14 protein-coding genes, 1 tRNA gene and 1 pseudogene are annotated in these 15,677 nt (G+C 56.3%); 5 read left to right on the forward strand and 11 right to left on the reverse strand.

All coding sequences use genetic code 11. The features are described from left to right. Nucleotides 1-251 precede the first annotated feature (251 nt). Together AVI_RS29085 and AVI_RS29090 are read right to left on the reverse strand one after the other, a co-directional pair. The gene (locus AVI_RS29085; protein ID WP_015916415.1) at nucleotides 252-914 is read right to left on the reverse strand and encodes a transcription termination/antitermination NusG family protein; all 663 of its coding nucleotides are present in this window, start codon (nucleotides 912-914) and stop codon (nucleotides 252-254) included. After that, nucleotides 901-2,337 (reverse strand): helix-turn-helix domain-containing protein, encoded by a 1,437-nt coding sequence (locus AVI_RS29090; RefSeq protein ID WP_049777188.1) that lies wholly within the window; start codon nucleotides 2,335-2,337, stop codon nucleotides 901-903. The genes AVI_RS29085 and AVI_RS29090 overlap by 14 nt, the downstream gene beginning before the upstream one ends. A gap of 162 nt (nucleotides 2,338-2,499) precedes the next feature. On the opposite strand from AVI_RS29090, the gene AVI_RS10920 reads away from it, so the two are divergent. From AVI_RS10920 to AVI_RS10935, 3 genes and pseudogenes are all read left to right on the forward strand, one after another. After that, entirely contained in the window at nucleotides 2,500-3,075 is a 576-nt protein-coding gene (locus tag AVI_RS10920; protein ID WP_015916417.1) for an XRE family transcriptional regulator, read from the forward strand. Between the two features lie 343 nt (nucleotides 3,076-3,418). Beyond that, nucleotides 3,419-3,595 (forward strand): annotated as a pseudogene (locus tag AVI_RS29605) (HNH endonuclease); the annotation flags it as partial. 442 nt (nucleotides 3,596-4,037) lie between these two features. Continuing rightward, complete coding sequence (locus AVI_RS10935; protein ID WP_041696761.1) at nucleotides 4,038-5,075, forward strand: tyrosine-type recombinase/integrase; 1,038 nt, start codon at nucleotides 4,038-4,040, stop codon at nucleotides 5,073-5,075. Between the two features lie 62 nt (nucleotides 5,076-5,137). Here the strand turns inward: AVI_RS10935 and AVI_RS10940 are convergent. From AVI_RS10940 to AVI_RS10960, 4 genes are all read right to left on the reverse strand, one after another. Further along, nucleotides 5,138-5,213 (reverse strand) — tRNA-Lys (locus tag AVI_RS10940). Between the two features lie 138 nt (nucleotides 5,214-5,351). Continuing rightward, a complete protein-coding gene (locus AVI_RS10945) occupies nucleotides 5,352-6,269 on the reverse strand; it encodes a PhzF family phenazine biosynthesis protein (RefSeq protein WP_015916420.1) in 918 nt (305 codons plus the stop codon). Between the two features lie 74 nt (nucleotides 6,270-6,343). Continuing rightward, nucleotides 6,344-7,099: an NUDIX hydrolase gene (locus AVI_RS10950; RefSeq protein WP_015916421.1), complete on the reverse strand. Its 756-nt coding sequence runs from the start codon at nucleotides 7,097-7,099 to the stop codon at nucleotides 6,344-6,346. A gap of 256 nt (nucleotides 7,100-7,355) precedes the next feature. Further along, on the reverse strand, nucleotides 7,356-9,032 hold the full coding sequence (locus AVI_RS10960; protein WP_015916422.1) for a methyl-accepting chemotaxis protein: 1,677 nt from the start codon (nucleotides 9,030-9,032) through the stop codon (nucleotides 7,356-7,358). 410 nt (nucleotides 9,033-9,442) lie between these two features. On the opposite strand from AVI_RS10960, the gene AVI_RS10965 reads away from it, so the two are divergent. Further along, nucleotides 9,443-10,315 carry a MerR family transcriptional regulator gene (locus AVI_RS10965; protein WP_015916423.1) on the forward strand — a complete coding sequence of 291 codons (873 nt, stop codon included), beginning with the start codon at nucleotides 9,443-9,445 and terminating at the stop codon, nucleotides 10,313-10,315. Between the two features lie 349 nt (nucleotides 10,316-10,664). On the opposite strand, the gene ilvC is transcribed toward AVI_RS10965, so the two are convergent. The 4 genes from ilvC to AVI_RS10990 all read right to left on the reverse strand — a co-directional run bounded on the left by ilvC (nucleotide 10,665) and on the right by AVI_RS10990 (nucleotide 14,299). Continuing rightward, on the reverse strand, nucleotides 10,665-11,684 hold the full coding sequence (ilvC, locus tag AVI_RS10970) for a ketol-acid reductoisomerase (RefSeq protein WP_015916424.1): 1,020 nt from the start codon (nucleotides 11,682-11,684) through the stop codon (nucleotides 10,665-10,667). 57 nt (nucleotides 11,685-11,741) lie between these two features. Then, nucleotides 11,742-12,365, reverse strand: a complete 624-nt coding sequence (locus AVI_RS10975; protein ID WP_041698078.1) for a TetR/AcrR family transcriptional regulator C-terminal domain-containing protein — start codon at nucleotides 12,363-12,365, stop codon at nucleotides 11,742-11,744. A gap of 313 nt (nucleotides 12,366-12,678) precedes the next feature. Continuing rightward, nucleotides 12,679-13,188 (reverse strand): peptide-methionine (S)-S-oxide reductase MsrA, encoded by a 510-nt coding sequence (gene msrA, locus AVI_RS10980; protein ID WP_015916426.1) that lies wholly within the window; start codon nucleotides 13,186-13,188, stop codon nucleotides 12,679-12,681. Nucleotides 13,189-14,002: 814 nt separating this feature from the next. Next, nucleotides 14,003-14,299 carry a PRC-barrel domain-containing protein gene (locus AVI_RS10990; protein ID WP_015916427.1) on the reverse strand — a complete coding sequence of 99 codons (297 nt, stop codon included), beginning with the start codon at nucleotides 14,297-14,299 and terminating at the stop codon, nucleotides 14,003-14,005. Nucleotides 14,300-14,744: 445 nt separating this feature from the next. Between AVI_RS10990 and AVI_RS10995 the strand changes: the two genes are divergently transcribed. Continuing rightward, entirely contained in the window at nucleotides 14,745-14,972 is a 228-nt protein-coding gene (locus tag AVI_RS10995; RefSeq protein WP_041696767.1) for a hypothetical protein, read from the forward strand. Nucleotides 14,973-15,041: 69 nt separating this feature from the next. On the opposite strand, the gene AVI_RS11000 is transcribed toward AVI_RS10995, so the two are convergent. Next, complete coding sequence (locus AVI_RS11000) at nucleotides 15,042-15,506, reverse strand: Lrp/AsnC family transcriptional regulator (RefSeq protein ID WP_015916428.1); 465 nt, start codon at nucleotides 15,504-15,506, stop codon at nucleotides 15,042-15,044. Nucleotides 15,507-15,677 lie beyond the last annotated feature (171 nt).

Consider the following 15,677-nt stretch of genomic DNA (forward strand, 5'->3'; position numbering starts at 1 on the left):
TGGTTGACACTGCACGTCCTGGCACTGAGACATTCACCTCCTGCCTTGTGTTTCCCTGCTCTCTCAGAGTGGCTTTTTGTCTCCAATTTCCGCTCGCTACACACGAATGACTGACGCCGGTGCAGGAGGCGGATCGGTTTCAAGGCAAACCCACCCCCTCCCCCTATTCGTCCTACTCTTGGAGCCCACCGGACCTTCGGAGCCATCGGGCAATCGGGCACCGACACGTCTCAATCTCTGAAGCCACCGCCTCACTCCGAGATGGCCTCCACACCCACGGTGACCTCACTCATGCCACCGAACATCGGAACATCCACAACCACCTGCCCCCGCTTCGACAGCACCTTGCGCACTGTCACCACAAAGTCGGCAAACGGGCCGGAGCGGATCGTCACCTGCTTGCCCAACATGTCAGGCATCGGCGGGACATCGCCCGCATCCATGTGGCGTCTCTCCGCAGCCTTGGCGGATAATTGCAGCTGCCGCATCAGGGTTTCCGGCATAAGATAGGGTTTGCCATCCTGCCCCATCAGGCTCTGCAGCCTGGAGGCCAGCAGCAGCCCGGCATAGGCCTCATTGTCCGGGATCACCCGCACGAACAGATAGCCTCGGAACAGCGGCCGCTCGACTACGAGGGCCGGCTTGCGGCGCCGGGGCGGCAGTCTTCGCCGCTCGCAGGGGCACCAGCAGTCGATCCCTTGCTCCGCGAGCGCATCGCGGATGACCTGCTCCAGGCCGCTCTTGCAGCGCGCCACCACCCAGCGAGCCTGCGTGTCGAAGTCAGGGCGGTCGCGCCGTGCCATGGCGATCTGGCGCTTCCGCCTCGCCTCGACGGCTGTGACATGCGCCAGCCTCAAGAGCCTTTCGTTCGAGATTACGGTCTGTTGGTTACGGTCACGGTTATGCTGCATCATGGGTGCGTCCCTTGCTCAGGCTGGTGGTGAAGTGATCAAGGGCGGCCTCGACCGCCACATCGAGATCGGGCTGTTGTTGGTCAATCGCCGGAAAACAGATCCAGTCGCTCAGGCCATCGACGAACATCCAGCCGCGGCGCTCGTGTAGCCGTCGCCAGGCCGCAAACAGCGGGCTGCTGCGCTCGACCGTCTCGAAGCTGGACACGAGCGGCAGGATGTCGGTCGTCGTCTTGAACGGCTCGTTGCGGCCGGCGAGATCGTGCATCTTGCTGACCAGTGGCCAGCCATGGTCCCTGCGCTTCTCCCAGGCCAGCGCCTCCCGGCTGACTGCTCCGGATGTAATCCGCCGTTCATCGAAAGCCGTTATCACGAGCTGGCCTGTGGGCTCACAGAGCAGTGCCTGGAAATGCCGACCCATCCAGAGCTTTCCGCAGACCTTGGCGATGACGTGGGTGGAGGAACGGGTTTGGGGATCAGCTTGTGCGCAGGCATCGACATGGGGATGTGTCCGAGCATAGGCATGGCTTTGACCCTGGCGTCCCGCCAGACCCTCAGGCATCTCCCTCCATGCCCGGGCCTTGAGGTAGACGGCAGGTGCCGACAGGTCCTCGCGTGCTGTCCAGGCCAGATAGGCTGGCGTCCGCTCGATGCAGGTCTCCCGCTCCCCAGCCGACAGCGCAAACCAGGCATTGCGGGCAAAATCGGGATTACCGGGCCTCGGCCACATCTTGAACCAGATGTCGAACTGCTCCCCGATCCGGGCGCGCGCCAGCCGCCTCGCTGCCCTATCGTCGACATCAGCGACACCACGACCGTCCCCAGCCGGTTCGCGCGCGCCCTCCCCTTGGTAGGAGTCAGTCTTTGCTAGATTTAAGTTATTACTAAGGGCCGATTTTCCCGGCGCCGGTAAAACCGGCGACGGTTCTGCCGGCGACGGCAATTCAGTCTGCGGTAGAAATGCAACACTTTTGGATGCCGCATCGGCCGCATCAGATCCGCCGGAACTGCAGGATGTGTCGGCGGCCTCAGGCGCATCTGCCGTCTCCGAAGCATCAAACGCATCTGTTGGCCCGGAGGTATCGGAGACATCATAGGCGTCGGTATTGACGGAGCCTGGTTGGCGCGGCTCGTCAAAGATCACCAGCACTGTTGGCCCGAATTTGCCGCCGGCGCGGGTCTGCTCCCGTTCCGCATAGCCGGTCTCCACCAGCTCGGCGATCATCTTGCGGGCCTTGTCGCGCCCGCAATTGCCCTTCTTGACGATGTCGCCGATCACCACGGTCCAGTTGTCGGGCTTGGACAGCAGATAAGACAGCAGCCAGCGCGCCTCCATCGACAGCCTGGCATCTTCAAACACATGATTGGGAATGGCGGCATAGTGTGCATTGCGCACCCCGCGCCGGATCGTCGCTTCGCCGCTCACAGCGCACCGCCTGTGCGCAAAGGAGCGCACTGATCGGACAGGTCAAGGAGATGAATGAGGAGGATGAAGATCATCTGCGCATATTATGCGCAAACAGATATCATGAAAAGGCGATTTTATCCATAAACGGATTTTTTAGTTTCACCGATCTATAGTATCCACATGCCCATGGATATCGCGACCTACATAGCCCAACTGCTCAGCATGAAAAAATGGAACCAGGTCAAGCTGGCGGCCCATTTTGGCGTGTCCCAATCCACCGTCAATCGATGGAAGTCCGGCTCCGAGCCGGAAGGCCACCATCGCGATGCCATTCGCGAGCTCTACAACATGGAATTCGGCACGCCCGACAGCAAACCGTTCAAGCGCGTCAAGCTGATGGGCAAGGTCGGCGCCGGCCAGGAAATCTACGCCATCGACGATGGCGGCCAAAACTATGTCGATGCGCCGGCAGATGCCCATCAGAACACCGTTGCCGTCGAGGTGTCCGGGGAATCGATGTATCCCGCCTATGAAGAGGGAACCATCCTCTTCTACTCCAAGACCCTGCCACCCTCCGAGATGGTCAACAGGCGCGCCGTCGTGCAGCTGGCCGACGGGCGGATCTTCGTCAAAACCGTTCGCCCGGGGACGACCCCGAACACCTGGACACTGACCAGCATCAATGCGCTCTACCCAGACATGATCGACCAGATCGTCGAGTGGGCCGCCCCGATCGACTGGATCAAGCCGCGGTAAAATATCCAGATTATCCGTTCATCCAAAAATAATTATGTGTTCGCGCATTTTTATCTTGCTCATATGATTCCGTTTGCGCATATTATCCGTCATCCACGCCACTCGACGTAGAACCCTGCGGATAATCAGCAACGTCGCACCGCGCCCCACTCTAAAAGACCAAGCCAGGGATGAAATCCATGCAGCAGACTGCCATCATCACCCCCGAAGACGAGCGTGATCGCGATCAGATGTTTGCGCTCTATCAGGAGCGCGGCCCGCAGACGGAGAGTGACCTTATAAGCGCCGGTATCGGCAAGGACAGCCAACGGCGAAACGTGGCAACGGTCGCAGAGCGTAACAGCGCATGTCGCTCAATGGGAAAACGGTTGTGGTCCATCTCGTCATGTGGACCAACGAATTCGGCTTCATCCCTTGCAATAAAGAAATCGACCACTTTCGCCGCAATCGTCTTTACGCGCGGCCTCATCCTGATCACCTGGAGCTTGTCAGTCGTAAGACAAACACCCGCCGTCGTTAGTAGGCAAAGCGGTAGGTCCAGACATGAGCTCCCGCCACACGAAGACGCATGGCGTCAAAGAGGTCATGGCCTGCGGCAACAGATTTACACATGGTGCAGCAATAACGATTTCCGCTGCGACGGCTGGGCAGCAGAATATGACGACGCGGTTTGCAGGCGCTTCTTTGCGGAAGCAGAGCCGAGCCGCGTCGATCGCAGAAAGTGCTTAAGGATTATGAAGGCCGCAACCGACCGCACCTGTGGAAACAATGTGGATAGTCTGCCATGAGCCGAGCCCGCACTTACACAAAATCGGAAATTGCAGATGCTGCGGCCATGGCGGGCCTGCACCACGTCAGGGTGGTGATGCATCCAACGGGCGAAATCGAATTTGCCCCGAAGAGCTTTCCGTCAATCGTTAGAGACACAGAAGATGCAGATAACGCATGGGAGAAATGGCAGAATGGAAGGAAAACTCGTGGGGGTACATAAGGTCAACACTAAGCTGGCAGACGGCACCTTGGAAACATACTATTACGCCTGGCGCGGCAAAGGCGCCCCACGGATGCAGTCGAAACCAGGGACAAAGGCATTCACTCAGGAATTCCTTCGTCTGACCCGTGACCGTCAAAAACCTGCCATAGCCAGCACCATCGGTTCGCTGATTGATGAATATCGTCAAACGGCCCGCTATAAGGCGCTCTCGCCATCAACTAGGCGCGATTATGAGAGGATCTTCGGAGCCATTCGCTTGGAGTACGGAGATTGTCCGCTTGCAGCCGTCGAAGCTCGTGGCAGCCGCCGTGGCTTTCTGTCGTGGCGCGACAAGATGAAAGATTCGCCTCGCTCTGCCGATATGCACATCGCCCTGCTCAGCCGCCTGTTCGTCTGGGCTAAGGACAGCGAATACATCATGCGTAACCCGCTCGAGCGCGTGGAGCGACTGCACGAAGGTAGCCGGAAAGACATCATCTGGAGTTCCAACCAGATCGACAAACTTCTCGCCGAGGCATCGCCGCACATCCGCGACGTGGCCAAGGTGGCGCTTTGGACGATGCAGAGGCAGGCAGACATCCTCACGATGCCGACGCTCGCCTTCGACGGCGAGCGGCTATCAATCAAGCAGGGGAAGACTGGCGCGCGCGTCCGGGTGATAGCAGCGCCGGATCTGATGCCTATGCTGCGTAAAGCTAAAGAGGCACAGCGCCAAAGAGTTTTGGTCAACTCGTTCGGGCAAAACTGGACTTCAAGCGGCTTTCGGGCGTCCTGGCGCAAGGAAATGGCGAGGCTCGGTATAAAGGGCGTCACGTTCCACGATCTGCGCGGAACCGCGATCACCTTCGCCTATGCGCACCTCGACCGGCCGCATGACGAAAAGATAAAACTCATTTCCGAAATATCCGGCCACTCGCGCGAAGACGCCGAATCGATCATCCGCAAGCATTATCTCGCCGGCCAGGAGGTTATCGACGCTATTGGGCGAGGAACGTCCCGTGAATGAAACTGTAAAACTCTAGATGACTTGTAAAACGACGCCAGAAAATCCCGACTAAGTTATTGAAATGGTGGGTGATGTAGGGTTCGAACCTACGACCCGCTGATTAAGAGTCAGCTGCTCTACCAACTGAGCTAATCACCCGCCTGCAGCGCTTCGTTTGTGCTTCATCGCTGCCGTGAGCGGGGATATAAAGGGGTTGCCTCCCCTTGTCCAGCGCCGTTTCGAAAAAAATGACATGAAACAGCAAAAAAAATCAAAACTCGAAAAAACCAAGGAAAATCAAATGTCGAGCATGCCGGAAGCGATGCGGACGGCGGTGCCGCCGATGCGAGCGCGGAAAACTTTGCCTTCCTTGGTATCGATATGCAGATGGATAAAGGAGGGGCGCCCCATTTCCACGCCCTGCTCGATCAGCAGCGGATGGTGGCCGTCTGGCAGCGCGTCGAAATGCTGGATAGCGCCGGAAAGCGCCGCCACCGCCGAGCCTGTGGCCGGGTCCTCGGCTATGCCCATATCGGGGGAAAACATCCGGGCGTGAAAGTCCGCCGCGTGGTGAACACCACCACGGCAATAGACATAGGCCGAGGTCAGCGCGCCGTCACAGAAAGGAGCGGCCCGCTCCCAGAGTTGCGGATCGAACTCGATGCTTTCGACATCTCCCAGACTGCTGACCGGAATGAGCAGGAAAGGCACGCCAGCCGACCAGATCGACGGCAAATGGTTTTCGAAAAGCAATTGGTTCGGCTTCAGGCCAAGCGCATCGGCGATGCCCTGGCGGTCGAGCGGCAGTTGAATCTGGGTGGAGGTTTTCGGCAGATCGAATTCGGCAAAACTCGCCTCACCCGGCCTCAGGCTGACGGCACAGCGCACCGGACCAATCTTTTCATCGATCACCGACACCAGATCGAGCGGCCCCTCACGATCCTGATGCGCCTTTTCCGCTAGGCCGATCGCCGTGCCAACCGTGGGATGCCCGGCAAAGGGAAGCTCGCGCCCGGGGGTGAAAATCCGGATACGCGCCACATGCGCGACATTGACGGACGGAAAGACAAAAACGGTTTCCGAGAGATTGAATTCCCGCGCTATCGCCTGCAACGCATCGTCATCGAGATCCTCGCAATCGAACACGATTGCCAAAGGGTTGCCGCACAGCTTTTTGTCGGTGAAGACGTCGTAAATGCAATAGTGTCGAGCCAAACAAGCCTCCAGTCGCCGTTACAATGCCAGCAAACTGCACGAGCAGCGCCAGCCATGCAAGGCGAACCAGCCACTTAGCCGGGAAAAATCCAATCCAGCAGGGGATACATGTCTGGCGTGTAATCATGCGCGTTGCGATCCGCCGAGCGAATGGCTACGGCGCGGGCAATTTCCTGTTCCTCATCCACCGCCATATGAGCGGCGATTCGCTCGAAAATCGCCTCAGTGGTCAAGGCCAGACGAAACACCCGAAACAGCGTGACCCGGCGGCCTCGACGATAGCCCCGCAATTGCGGATCGATCACCGCATCATCCACCGACAGTCCGGTTTCTTCCTGCACTTCGCGGCGCATATTGGCATCGACATCGACCATCGCATCGATAATATCCGATGCATCGAGCGAGCCCGCCGGACAATAGACCCTGCCTGCATTGGCGGTGTGGGCGGCCATTTCCACCGCGATCAAGGCACCATCGGACGAAATCAGCACAGGAAACCCAAACAGGTGATAGCCACTCTGTGGCTCAGCCTGACGACGCCAAAACAAAAAGGTCGAATAAGGGATAAGGTGTCCCGCGCCAGTCACCGCTCCCTGCCCGATCTGCAATTCGTCGAACAACACCATGGCACCATCGAAAAGGGCGGGATTGGCCGCCGACTCGGCCTGCCAATTTCGGTGAATGGCATCGCGATGCGCGCTATGAAACGGATGATCTCCAGGCTTGACCCGCAATTCCAGCCGGTTCACATCGAATATTTCTCCATCCGCAGGCCAGGACACATGATCGTCAGCGGCTTGCGGCAGAATGGCTTTTGCGTGGGACAGCATGGATGAAACTTTCTTTTCCAGTCTCTGGCAGTTCACGGACCTCGCAGATCTGAAAATACACCAGATCATTCTTTATTCGCTGCGATCGAGTGACTTTGTAAAGGTATCGCAGCGCAAAAAGATGACGGTCTCGTCACGTCCTCACGTTTTGCCCATGTTTCATACCGCCCATACATCCATGGATAGCAAAAAAACAAAACGCCGCGCGCATGGAGCGCACGGCGCCTTATTGAACACCAATAGACGGATTGTGGGATCAGGCGGCGCGAGAATAGGATGACGAAGAGCCAGACGGAGACGTCTTGAACTGAGCAACCATCTGGAACAAATCATCGGCATCCTTGGAAAGCGAGAATGCCGCCGCCGTCGTTTCCTCAACCATCGCTGCATTCTTTTGCGTGGACTGGTCGATGACATTGACGGAACTGTTGATTTCCCGCAGCGCGGTGGTCTGTTCCTTGGTGCCGTGAACGATCGCCGTGACATTGGTATCGATGGCACGGATCTGATTGAGGATATTCTCCAGAGCCGAGCCGGTCTGGGCAACAAGGTCCACGCCACGGTCAACCTGCTTGCCGGACGTGCTGATCAACTGCCGGATTTCCTTGGCGGATGAAGCCGAGCGCTGCGCCAGTTCGCGGACCTCCTGGGCGACGACCGCAAAACCCTTGCCTGCTTCACCGGCGCGGGCCGCTTCGACACCGGCATTCAACGCCAAGAGGTTGGTCTGAAAGGCAATTTCATCAATGACGCCCAGAATGCTCGAAATCCGCCCGGACGACTGCTCGATCTCATTCATGGCAACCACGGCATCCCTGACGATAACGCTGGATTGCTCCGTATTCAGCCGGGTCTGCTCCATCAACCGGCCAACCTCCTCGGCACGCTTGGCGGAGTCGGCAACCGTCGTGGTGACTTCTTCCAGAGACGCAGCTGATTCCTCCACGGAGGCTGCCTGTGCTTCGGTACGGCGCGACAGGTCGTTGGCGGCCTCCTTGATTTCATTGGTGCTCGACGCGATGGACCGGGCGCTGAGGGCGACACCGTCCATTGTCTTGCGCAAATGGCTGAGGGCTTCGTTGAAATCGATCCGCAGTTTTTCCATGGTCGGCACGAACATGTTGTTCAGCGTGCCGGTCAGATCGCCGCCCGCCAGCGCCTTCAGTGCGGCACCCAGATGGGAAATAGCATCCATCCGGCTCGACACATCGGTTGCAAATTTCACCACCTTATAGACTTTTCCACGCGAATCGAAGATCGGATTGTAGGATGCCTGTATCCAGACATCGCGGCCGTCCTTTGCGATGCGCCGGAACTCATTGGCCAAGGTCCGTCCAGCCGCCAGATCCCGCCAGAAAGATGTGTAGTCTGTGGAAGACGTATAGGCCTTGTCACAAAACAGACTGTGATGGCGCCCGACAAGTTCCGTCAGACTATAGCCCATCGCCTTGCAGAAATTTTCATTGGCGGTGATGATCTTGCCATCAGGGGTAAACTCGATGACCGCCATCGAGGTCGAAATCGCCTTCAGCTTGGCATCATCCTCCAACGCCTGCAATTTTACGGCGGTGATATCCGTGGCGTATTTGACGACCTTATAGGGCCTATCACCCTTCATTATCGGATTGTATGAGGCTTCGATCCACACATCTCGACCGTCCTTGGCAACACGACGATATTGAGCGCGCTGGAATTTACCCTGCCGTAAGCCTTCCCAAAAATTCCGGTAATCGCTGGTCTCAACCTCGCTGGCATCGACGAACATGCGGTGGTGCTTGCCTTTGATTTCAGCCAGACTGTAGCCGAGCGCCCGACAAAAATTGTCATTGGCATCCAAAATGGTGCCATCCAAGCTGAATTCTATGACGGCCTGCGACTTGCGAAGAGCCGAAACTTCCGATCTGGCATCAGCACCCAGTCCAAAAATAGTCATGCCTGAATCCTTCGACCTTTGATCTGCAAGCGCGTCGTACTGCGCCTTTGATGACATCAGTGTCACACAGAAATATATACAATCAACTTCTAAATTAGAAGTAATCTCTAAAAATTGTATATTATGCAAACTAAGTAAATATCGGGTTATCCTGGACACTTAAATACCCTTAATTTTTAATGGTAAAATCGCTAAGTGATTTAAAAAAAACAGAAATAGTCAACGCACAGAAGAAAAACGGCCCGTCCGGCACAGGGCATTCAGCCCCTCTGGCATCGACAAAATTGTCGTCTCCGCGCTAAGGACGGCGCTCTGCCGATTATCCAAACATAGACAGAAAGTCGATTTGCAATCTCATCGACCATTCCGTATATTATTTGCAACTACAATAAAAATTAAGGCGACGAGCTATGAAGGAGACGTATTCGCTTCGTGAAGTCGTGAACGAGACCGGCCTGACGAAGCTGGTCCTGCATGCCTGGGAGCGCCGCTATGCAGCAATCGTACCCAAACGCACGGAGACTGGCCGCCGCATCTACCGGCATGAGGATCTTGTCCGATTGCAGCTGCTGAAGGCCTGCGTCGATAATGGGCAAAGGATCGGCTCCATTATCCATTTATCGAACGAAGAGCTGAAACGATACGTGATGAACCAGGAGCGTTTGGACGACCTGGAGCCTGTTTTTAAAGCCGTGGAAACCCTTGATGGAGAGAGATTAGACCGGCTGCTGAGCACCCGCTTCATTGCGCTGGGGCCTATTGATTTTTCAAAATACGTCGTCCTGCCATTCATGGCGGAAATCGGCCGGCGCTGGGCGGAAGGCCACCTGTCCATCGCGTCAGAACATCTCGCCTCGTCTTCGGTCAGGGTGCTGTTGAACGGCGCGTTCAAACTCCTGGCATCGCCGCGCGGTTCACACAGAATAGTCTTCACCACGCTTGAAGGCGAATTGCATGATATTGGCGGGCTAGTGGCGGCGCTGATCGCCCGCAGCCATGGCATCCACATCACGTATCTCGGCGCCCAGCTTCCGGCCAAGGATTTCGTCGCAATGGCAAGGCAATCCGGCTCGACCGTCGTGTGCATCAGCGGCGCCTTCAAACGCATCCGCAATTTTGAGCTAGAGATCAAGGAGATCCGAAAGGGCTTACCGTTGGATATCCCGCTCTGGCTGGGCGGAGCGGCCTTCATGCACCTCCCTCCCATCGAGGGCGTGTGCTATTTTCAACAGATGGAACAGTTCGAAGAGGCCGTCATCGCCTTGCAAGGCGAAAGCTTCTGACGCGATAAAGCGCCGCATGTCGGCTGACAGCGGCGCTTTATCTTCGTTGCGGACCTTATAGCCAGCTGGTTCTTAGCGCCCCCCCACAATACCCAAGGCATGCAGACAAGAAAACTTGGAGCGCCAGGAACCCTTCAAGGCTGATTAGTTGCTAGCCTTGTCAACCAGCTGGTTCTTGGCGATCCCCCGCGATGCCGAAGGCACGCAGACAAAAAAACTTGGATCGTCAAGAACCGTTCACGCTGATTAGTTGCGAGCCTTGTCAACCAGTTGGTTCTTGGCGATCCCCCGCAATGCCCAAGGCATGCAGACAAAAAAAGCTTGGAGCGCCAAGAACATTCAAGGTTAATTAGTTGCGAGCCTTGTCAACCAGCTGGTTCTTGGCGATCCAAGGCATCATGCCGCGCAGCTTGGCACCGACTTCTTCGATCTGGTGCTTGTCGTTCATGCGGCGAATGCCCTTGAAGCGAGCAGCACCAGCGCGGTATTCCTGCATCCAATCCGATGTGAACTTGCCGGTCTGAATGTCGTGCAACACGCGCTTCATTTCAGCCTTGGTTTCAGCGGTGATGATGCGCGGACCGGTGACGTATTCGCCCCACTCAGCGGTGTTGGAGATCGAGTAGTTCATGTTGGCGATACCGCCTTCATAGATCAGGTCCACGATCAGCTTCACTTCGTGCAGGCACTCGAAATAGGCCATTTCAGGCGCATAGCCGCCTTCAACCAGCGTTTCAAAGCCAGCGCGGATCAGCTCAACCAGACCGCCGCACAGAACGACCTGCTCGCCGAACAGGTCGGTTTCGCATTCTTCCTGGAAGGTGGTTTCGATAATGCCCGAACGGCCACCGCCAACGCCACAAGCGTAGGACAGAGCCACTTCAAGAGCGTTGCCGGAGGCATTCTGATGAATGGCAACGAGGCAAGGCACGCCGCCGCCCTTCTGGTATTCGCCACGAACCGTGTGGCCAGGGCCCTTCGGTGCGATCATCACAACGTCAACGGTGTTCTTTGGCTCAATCAGGCCGAAGTGAACGTTCAGGCCGTGGGCGAAAGCGATCGCAGCGCCATCACGGATGTTGCCGGCGATGTCAGCCTTGTAGATGTCAGCCTGCAATTCGTCAGGGGTTGCCATCATCATCAGGTCAGCCCAGGCAGCCGCTTCGGCAACGGTCATGACCTTGAAGCCATCGGCTTCAGCCTTGGCAATGGTGGCCGAGCCAGCCTTGAGAGCGATCACGACGTTCTGTGCGCCCGAATCCTTGAGGTTCAGCGCGTGAGCGCGGCCCTGGGAGCCGTAGCCAATGATGGCGACTTTCTTCGCCTTGATGAGGTTCAAATCGGCATCACGATCATAATAGACGCGCATTGTGTTATCCTTCCCTATGCTATGTCTGATGTTGAGTATTTTATCCTTCGCCAGGATTTACGCTGACGATGTCTTGTCCGTGCCGTGCAACACAAGAAAGGCGGACACCGCCTTGTGTGCGCGGGCGTCGAATTTTCGTGGCTCGGGTTTTTCACCCAGCAGCAGGCGAACATGAAGATCGGAAACGATCAGGCCGTAAAGCGTGCGATAGGCATCCTCGCCGTCCTCGAACCGCAACAGGCCATCGCGTCGTCCGGCATCCAGCAGCGCCCTCGCCCGGCGGTCGATCTGGCGGCGGCCACGCTCCAGCAGCATTTGCCCCAGTTTCGAGCCGTCGCGACTGGTCTGGCCAATGGCAAGACGGTTCAGCGCCAGCGAGATTTCGCCGGACAGGACATCCAGCAAATCGCGGGCGAAAACCTGCAAATGATCCGCCAGCATCTGCGGCGTCAGGCGCTCGCCGGCGCGCTCGAAGGTGCGCACCTTGCTGGCCTGATAGGAAATCATCGCAGACAGCAGACCGTCGCGGTCGCCGAACCATTTATAAAGGCTTTCCTTGGAGCAATTGGCCGCCCGCGCTAAACCGGCCGTGGTCAATGCCTTGTCGCCGCCTTCGACCAAAAGGCGCAAGGCCTCCGCCAGAACCGCGCTCTGGCGTGCAGAAAATTCTGCTGTTGGCATGGCATTGGTCGACACAGTGAAAGCCCTTCAATCTAAGTACCGTACGGTACGGTTCTTGTTAACGCGCTTCGCAATGCTCGTCAAGCGCCTGAGTGACCGATAAGGCTGAAGAATGCAGTGATGACATGAAGAAGGGGAAATTTCAGGCGAAAGCGCCAAGTGGTTTTGACAGCCGGAATACTTTGAAAACGCAGAAAAGAAGCATTTCCGCGCTTCACTGAAAAGCGGAAATGCTCAATGATCTCAGGCGAGAGACTGAGAAGGAAAATCGAAAATTGCCGCCGTCAAAAGGCGGAACGTCTTTGGAAGACGGTTATGCCACAGCCTGACGTTTCGGCAGTTTCCAATGCGGTCGCGGAAAATGGCAGGTATAGCCGTTTGGAATGCGCTCAAGATAGTCCTGATGCTCCGGCTCGGCCTGCCAGAAATCACCCACAGGCGCCAGTTCGGTCACGACCTTGCCAGGCCAGATGCCGGAAGCGTCCACGTCAGCAATGGTGTCCTCGGCAACCTTCTTTTGCTCTTCACTCGTGTAGAAGATCGCAGACCGATAGCTGACGCCGACATCGTTTCCCTGCCGATTAGGCGTGCTTGGATCATGAATCTGGAAGAAAAACTCCAGGAGATCGCGAAAGCTTGTCTTTGATGGATCGAAGATAATTTCAATCGCCTCGGCATGCGTACCATGATTGCGATAGGTCGCGTTCGCGACATCGCCGCCGGAATATCCCACTCGGGTAGCGATGACCCCGGGAAGCTTGCGGATCAGGTCCTGCATGCCCCAGAAGCAACCGCCTGCCAACACTGCGCGTTCACTCGTCATGGACGTAACTCCTATGGTTGGAATGCACCCTATGTAGGAACTATAGCACCCTGTTTCCAGCGGCCAATCGGCATAGTAACGGCCCTGATGCCCATGGCGGCGGAATAATCCACCCGCCCCTGCCCGACAAAAAATGGAAAGTCATCTCCTCAAGTAGCTTTTTGTACCGCTGTCGGTAAGGCAGAACCGTCCACCCCGGGGACCAACGCAAAAGCTGCCGGAACGGCATGAGCAAGATCCTTCCGAAGATGGGGCCAAAGATGGAGCCATGGGCGGTGTCAGGTTGAACGCGGGACCATCCGGCCGACCTCCCGTTCCCCCCATCAATCTCGAGCATGACTTCTTGCTGGCGCTGATTGAGCCATCATTGCAGACAAAAAGATCGCCGCGACACATTGCGATGCCCGCTTTACGACCACTACAGGGGAAATTTTCAGCGTGTAAAAGGGTTGGCATCAAACAAGCGGCTGTCGATAAAACCGCCAGTGCCATAGTCGTCATCCAGAAATTTTCTTGCAGTAGGGAACATGCCTTCAAGACTTTACCAACGAAAGAGTCGATAATTACGAGCCTCATGAAAAGGCTCGTCCGGTCGTTGGATCGAGAAAGGCTTTGTAAGCGGGGCAGCGAAACAAAATATCCGCAGACAGCATTCGGGTCGCGCCGCAGACGACGCCCCTTCCCCAACCCAAACCAACTCTATATCGCATGAAAATGGCCACCCTGATCCCCAGGATGGCCATAATATCGTATTTAAGCGAATTTTCACATAACATAAGTCGTGGAAAATTTGCGCCTCAAATGCCTGGGACAATTAGTCCTTATGCGCAGGCATGTCCTTCAGCTGATCCTTTGTCCATGTGGTTACGGCATGGACGTCGCCATCTTCATCCCGCATGAATTGTAGATCGGAAAGCGGAACGCCGACCGGCTTTGCACCGATGCCTAAGAAGCCGCCAACATCGATGATCGCTGTGCCGCTGGCACCCAGACCATGAACATGATCCAGCTTGCCGACCTTGTGGTCGTCAGCACCATAAATGGTTGCACCTTCGAGCACGGCAGGGGTGAGTTCAGCGGTGGTGAGACGAACGTGATTGGTATGATTCATTGGGTTATCCTCCTTGTTTGTACTGTAAAGGTAACCAACGGGGCAGAGGTTTGTTCCCTACCTGCCAAACCAAAGCGTGTGCAGTGAGGCGAGATTGAAATCCCCGGCGCTTATTTGAACCATACAGGCAGAACCATCCCGTAACGTCACAATTGCACAATTTTCCATCACATCCATGTCCTTTGAACGCCGTCATCTATCAAAAGGAAGTGAGACTGCCGAGAGCAGACCATCCAAGGCGGAAATCCCTGGAGGCAGAACAAGTAACAGGTTGATTTTAATAGATTTTTATATCCACAATTCGACAAGAGACGCCAACGCATGCCTGCAATGCTTTTTCTGACAGGCGCGCGCCGTTGCAAAGCACAGCAAAAACGCCCAGATTCCAGGCATCGAACCAAATAGTTCGACTTAATTTTATCCACTTGCAAAGTTGGAGATATCCATGAAAACCTTTATCGCAACAGCCGTGCTCGCAAGCCTGATCGGTGCATCCGCATCGTTTGCGGCAACCACGGCAAAGACCACCACCCAGCCTGCCCAGTCCACTGCTTCCACGCAAACGGCGGCGCAACTGAACACGAACGACAGCACGCAGCAGTCGTCCAGCAGCGAATGGCAGTTCAAGGCCCCCACGAAGAAGCCGCATCATCGCAACGAATATAACGGCTGATTGCCGCGACCATCTCGATAGGGATGCGTCATTGATACGAAACGCCGGTCTGCGGCGTTTCGCCTGCTCTCACACAGCATAATCCACCGGCACCGCGGACCCGCTTTTCATCGTCTCCATCGAGATCGAGGCGGACACATCGAAAAGCTCGATACGCCGCACCAGCCGCCGATAAACCACGTCGTAATGCTCGACCCGTGGCAGGACGATCTTCAAGATATAATCATGGTGGCCGGTCAGGCGATGTGCCTCGACGATTTCGGCGATATCGGTAATCGCCCGGCGAAATTCCTCCGTCCATTCATCGGTATGATGCGCGGTTTTGACCAGCGCGTAGACAGTGGTCGGCACACCCACCTTGTTGCGATTGAGCACGGCGATCCGTCGCTCGATATAGCCCTCCTCTTCCAGTTTCAGGATACGGCGCGAACAGGCCGAAACCGATAGGGCAACCTTGTCGGCCAGATCGCTCACCGCAATGGCTGCATCTCGCTGCAGCAGATCCAGAATCTTCCTGTCTCTTTCGTCAATCACGCCCTAATCCTCCGCCTTCCAGGATGAACACGCAAATCATACGCGCATTGTACATTTTTCTCGCAATTTTTGTGCGGAACTTATGGTGATTTTCGAGAAGTTTGCAAATCAACCGCTTCAATCCACTGGCATAGTTTTGTTCATCACCACCAAAGACCCTAGGGGAACACG

It is taken from the genome of Allorhizobium ampelinum S4, from assembly GCF_000016285.1.
Classification (GTDB): domain Bacteria; phylum Pseudomonadota; class Alphaproteobacteria; order Rhizobiales; family Rhizobiaceae; genus Allorhizobium; species Allorhizobium ampelinum.

Excerpts from the sequence above, each read along its gene's own strand:
- AVI_RS10920 (WP_015916417.1), top strand. The coding sequence starts at position 2,500 with ATGCCCATGGATATCGCGACCTACATAGCCCAACTGCTCAGCATGAAA.
- AVI_RS10965 (WP_015916423.1), top strand. The coding sequence starts at position 9,443 with ATGAAGGAGACGTATTCGCTTCGTGAAGTCGTGAACGAGACCGGCCTG.
- ilvC (WP_015916424.1), bottom strand. The coding sequence starts at position 11,684 with ATGCGCGTCTATTATGATCGTGATGCCGATTTGAACCTCATCAAGGCG.
- msrA (WP_015916426.1), bottom strand. The coding sequence starts at position 13,188 with ATGACGAGTGAACGCGCAGTGTTGGCAGGCGGTTGCTTCTGGGGCATG.
- AVI_RS10935 (WP_041696761.1), top strand. The coding sequence starts at position 4,038 with ATGGAAGGAAAACTCGTGGGGGTACATAAGGTCAACACTAAGCTGGCA.
- AVI_RS10950 (WP_015916421.1), bottom strand. The coding sequence starts at position 7,099 with ATGCTGTCCCACGCAAAAGCCATTCTGCCGCAAGCCGCTGACGATCAT.
- AVI_RS29085 (WP_015916415.1), bottom strand. The coding sequence starts at position 914 with ATGATGCAGCATAACCGTGACCGTAACCAACAGACCGTAATCTCGAAC.
- AVI_RS10975 (WP_041698078.1), bottom strand. The coding sequence starts at position 12,365 with ATGCCAACAGCAGAATTTTCTGCACGCCAGAGCGCGGTTCTGGCGGAG.
- AVI_RS10995 (WP_041696767.1), top strand. The coding sequence starts at position 14,745 with ATGAAAACCTTTATCGCAACAGCCGTGCTCGCAAGCCTGATCGGTGCA.
- AVI_RS10960 (WP_015916422.1), bottom strand. The coding sequence starts at position 9,032 with ATGACTATTTTTGGACTGGGTGCTGATGCCAGATCGGAAGTTTCGGCT.
- AVI_RS10990 (WP_015916427.1), bottom strand. The coding sequence starts at position 14,299 with ATGAATCATACCAATCACGTTCGTCTCACCACCGCTGAACTCACCCCT.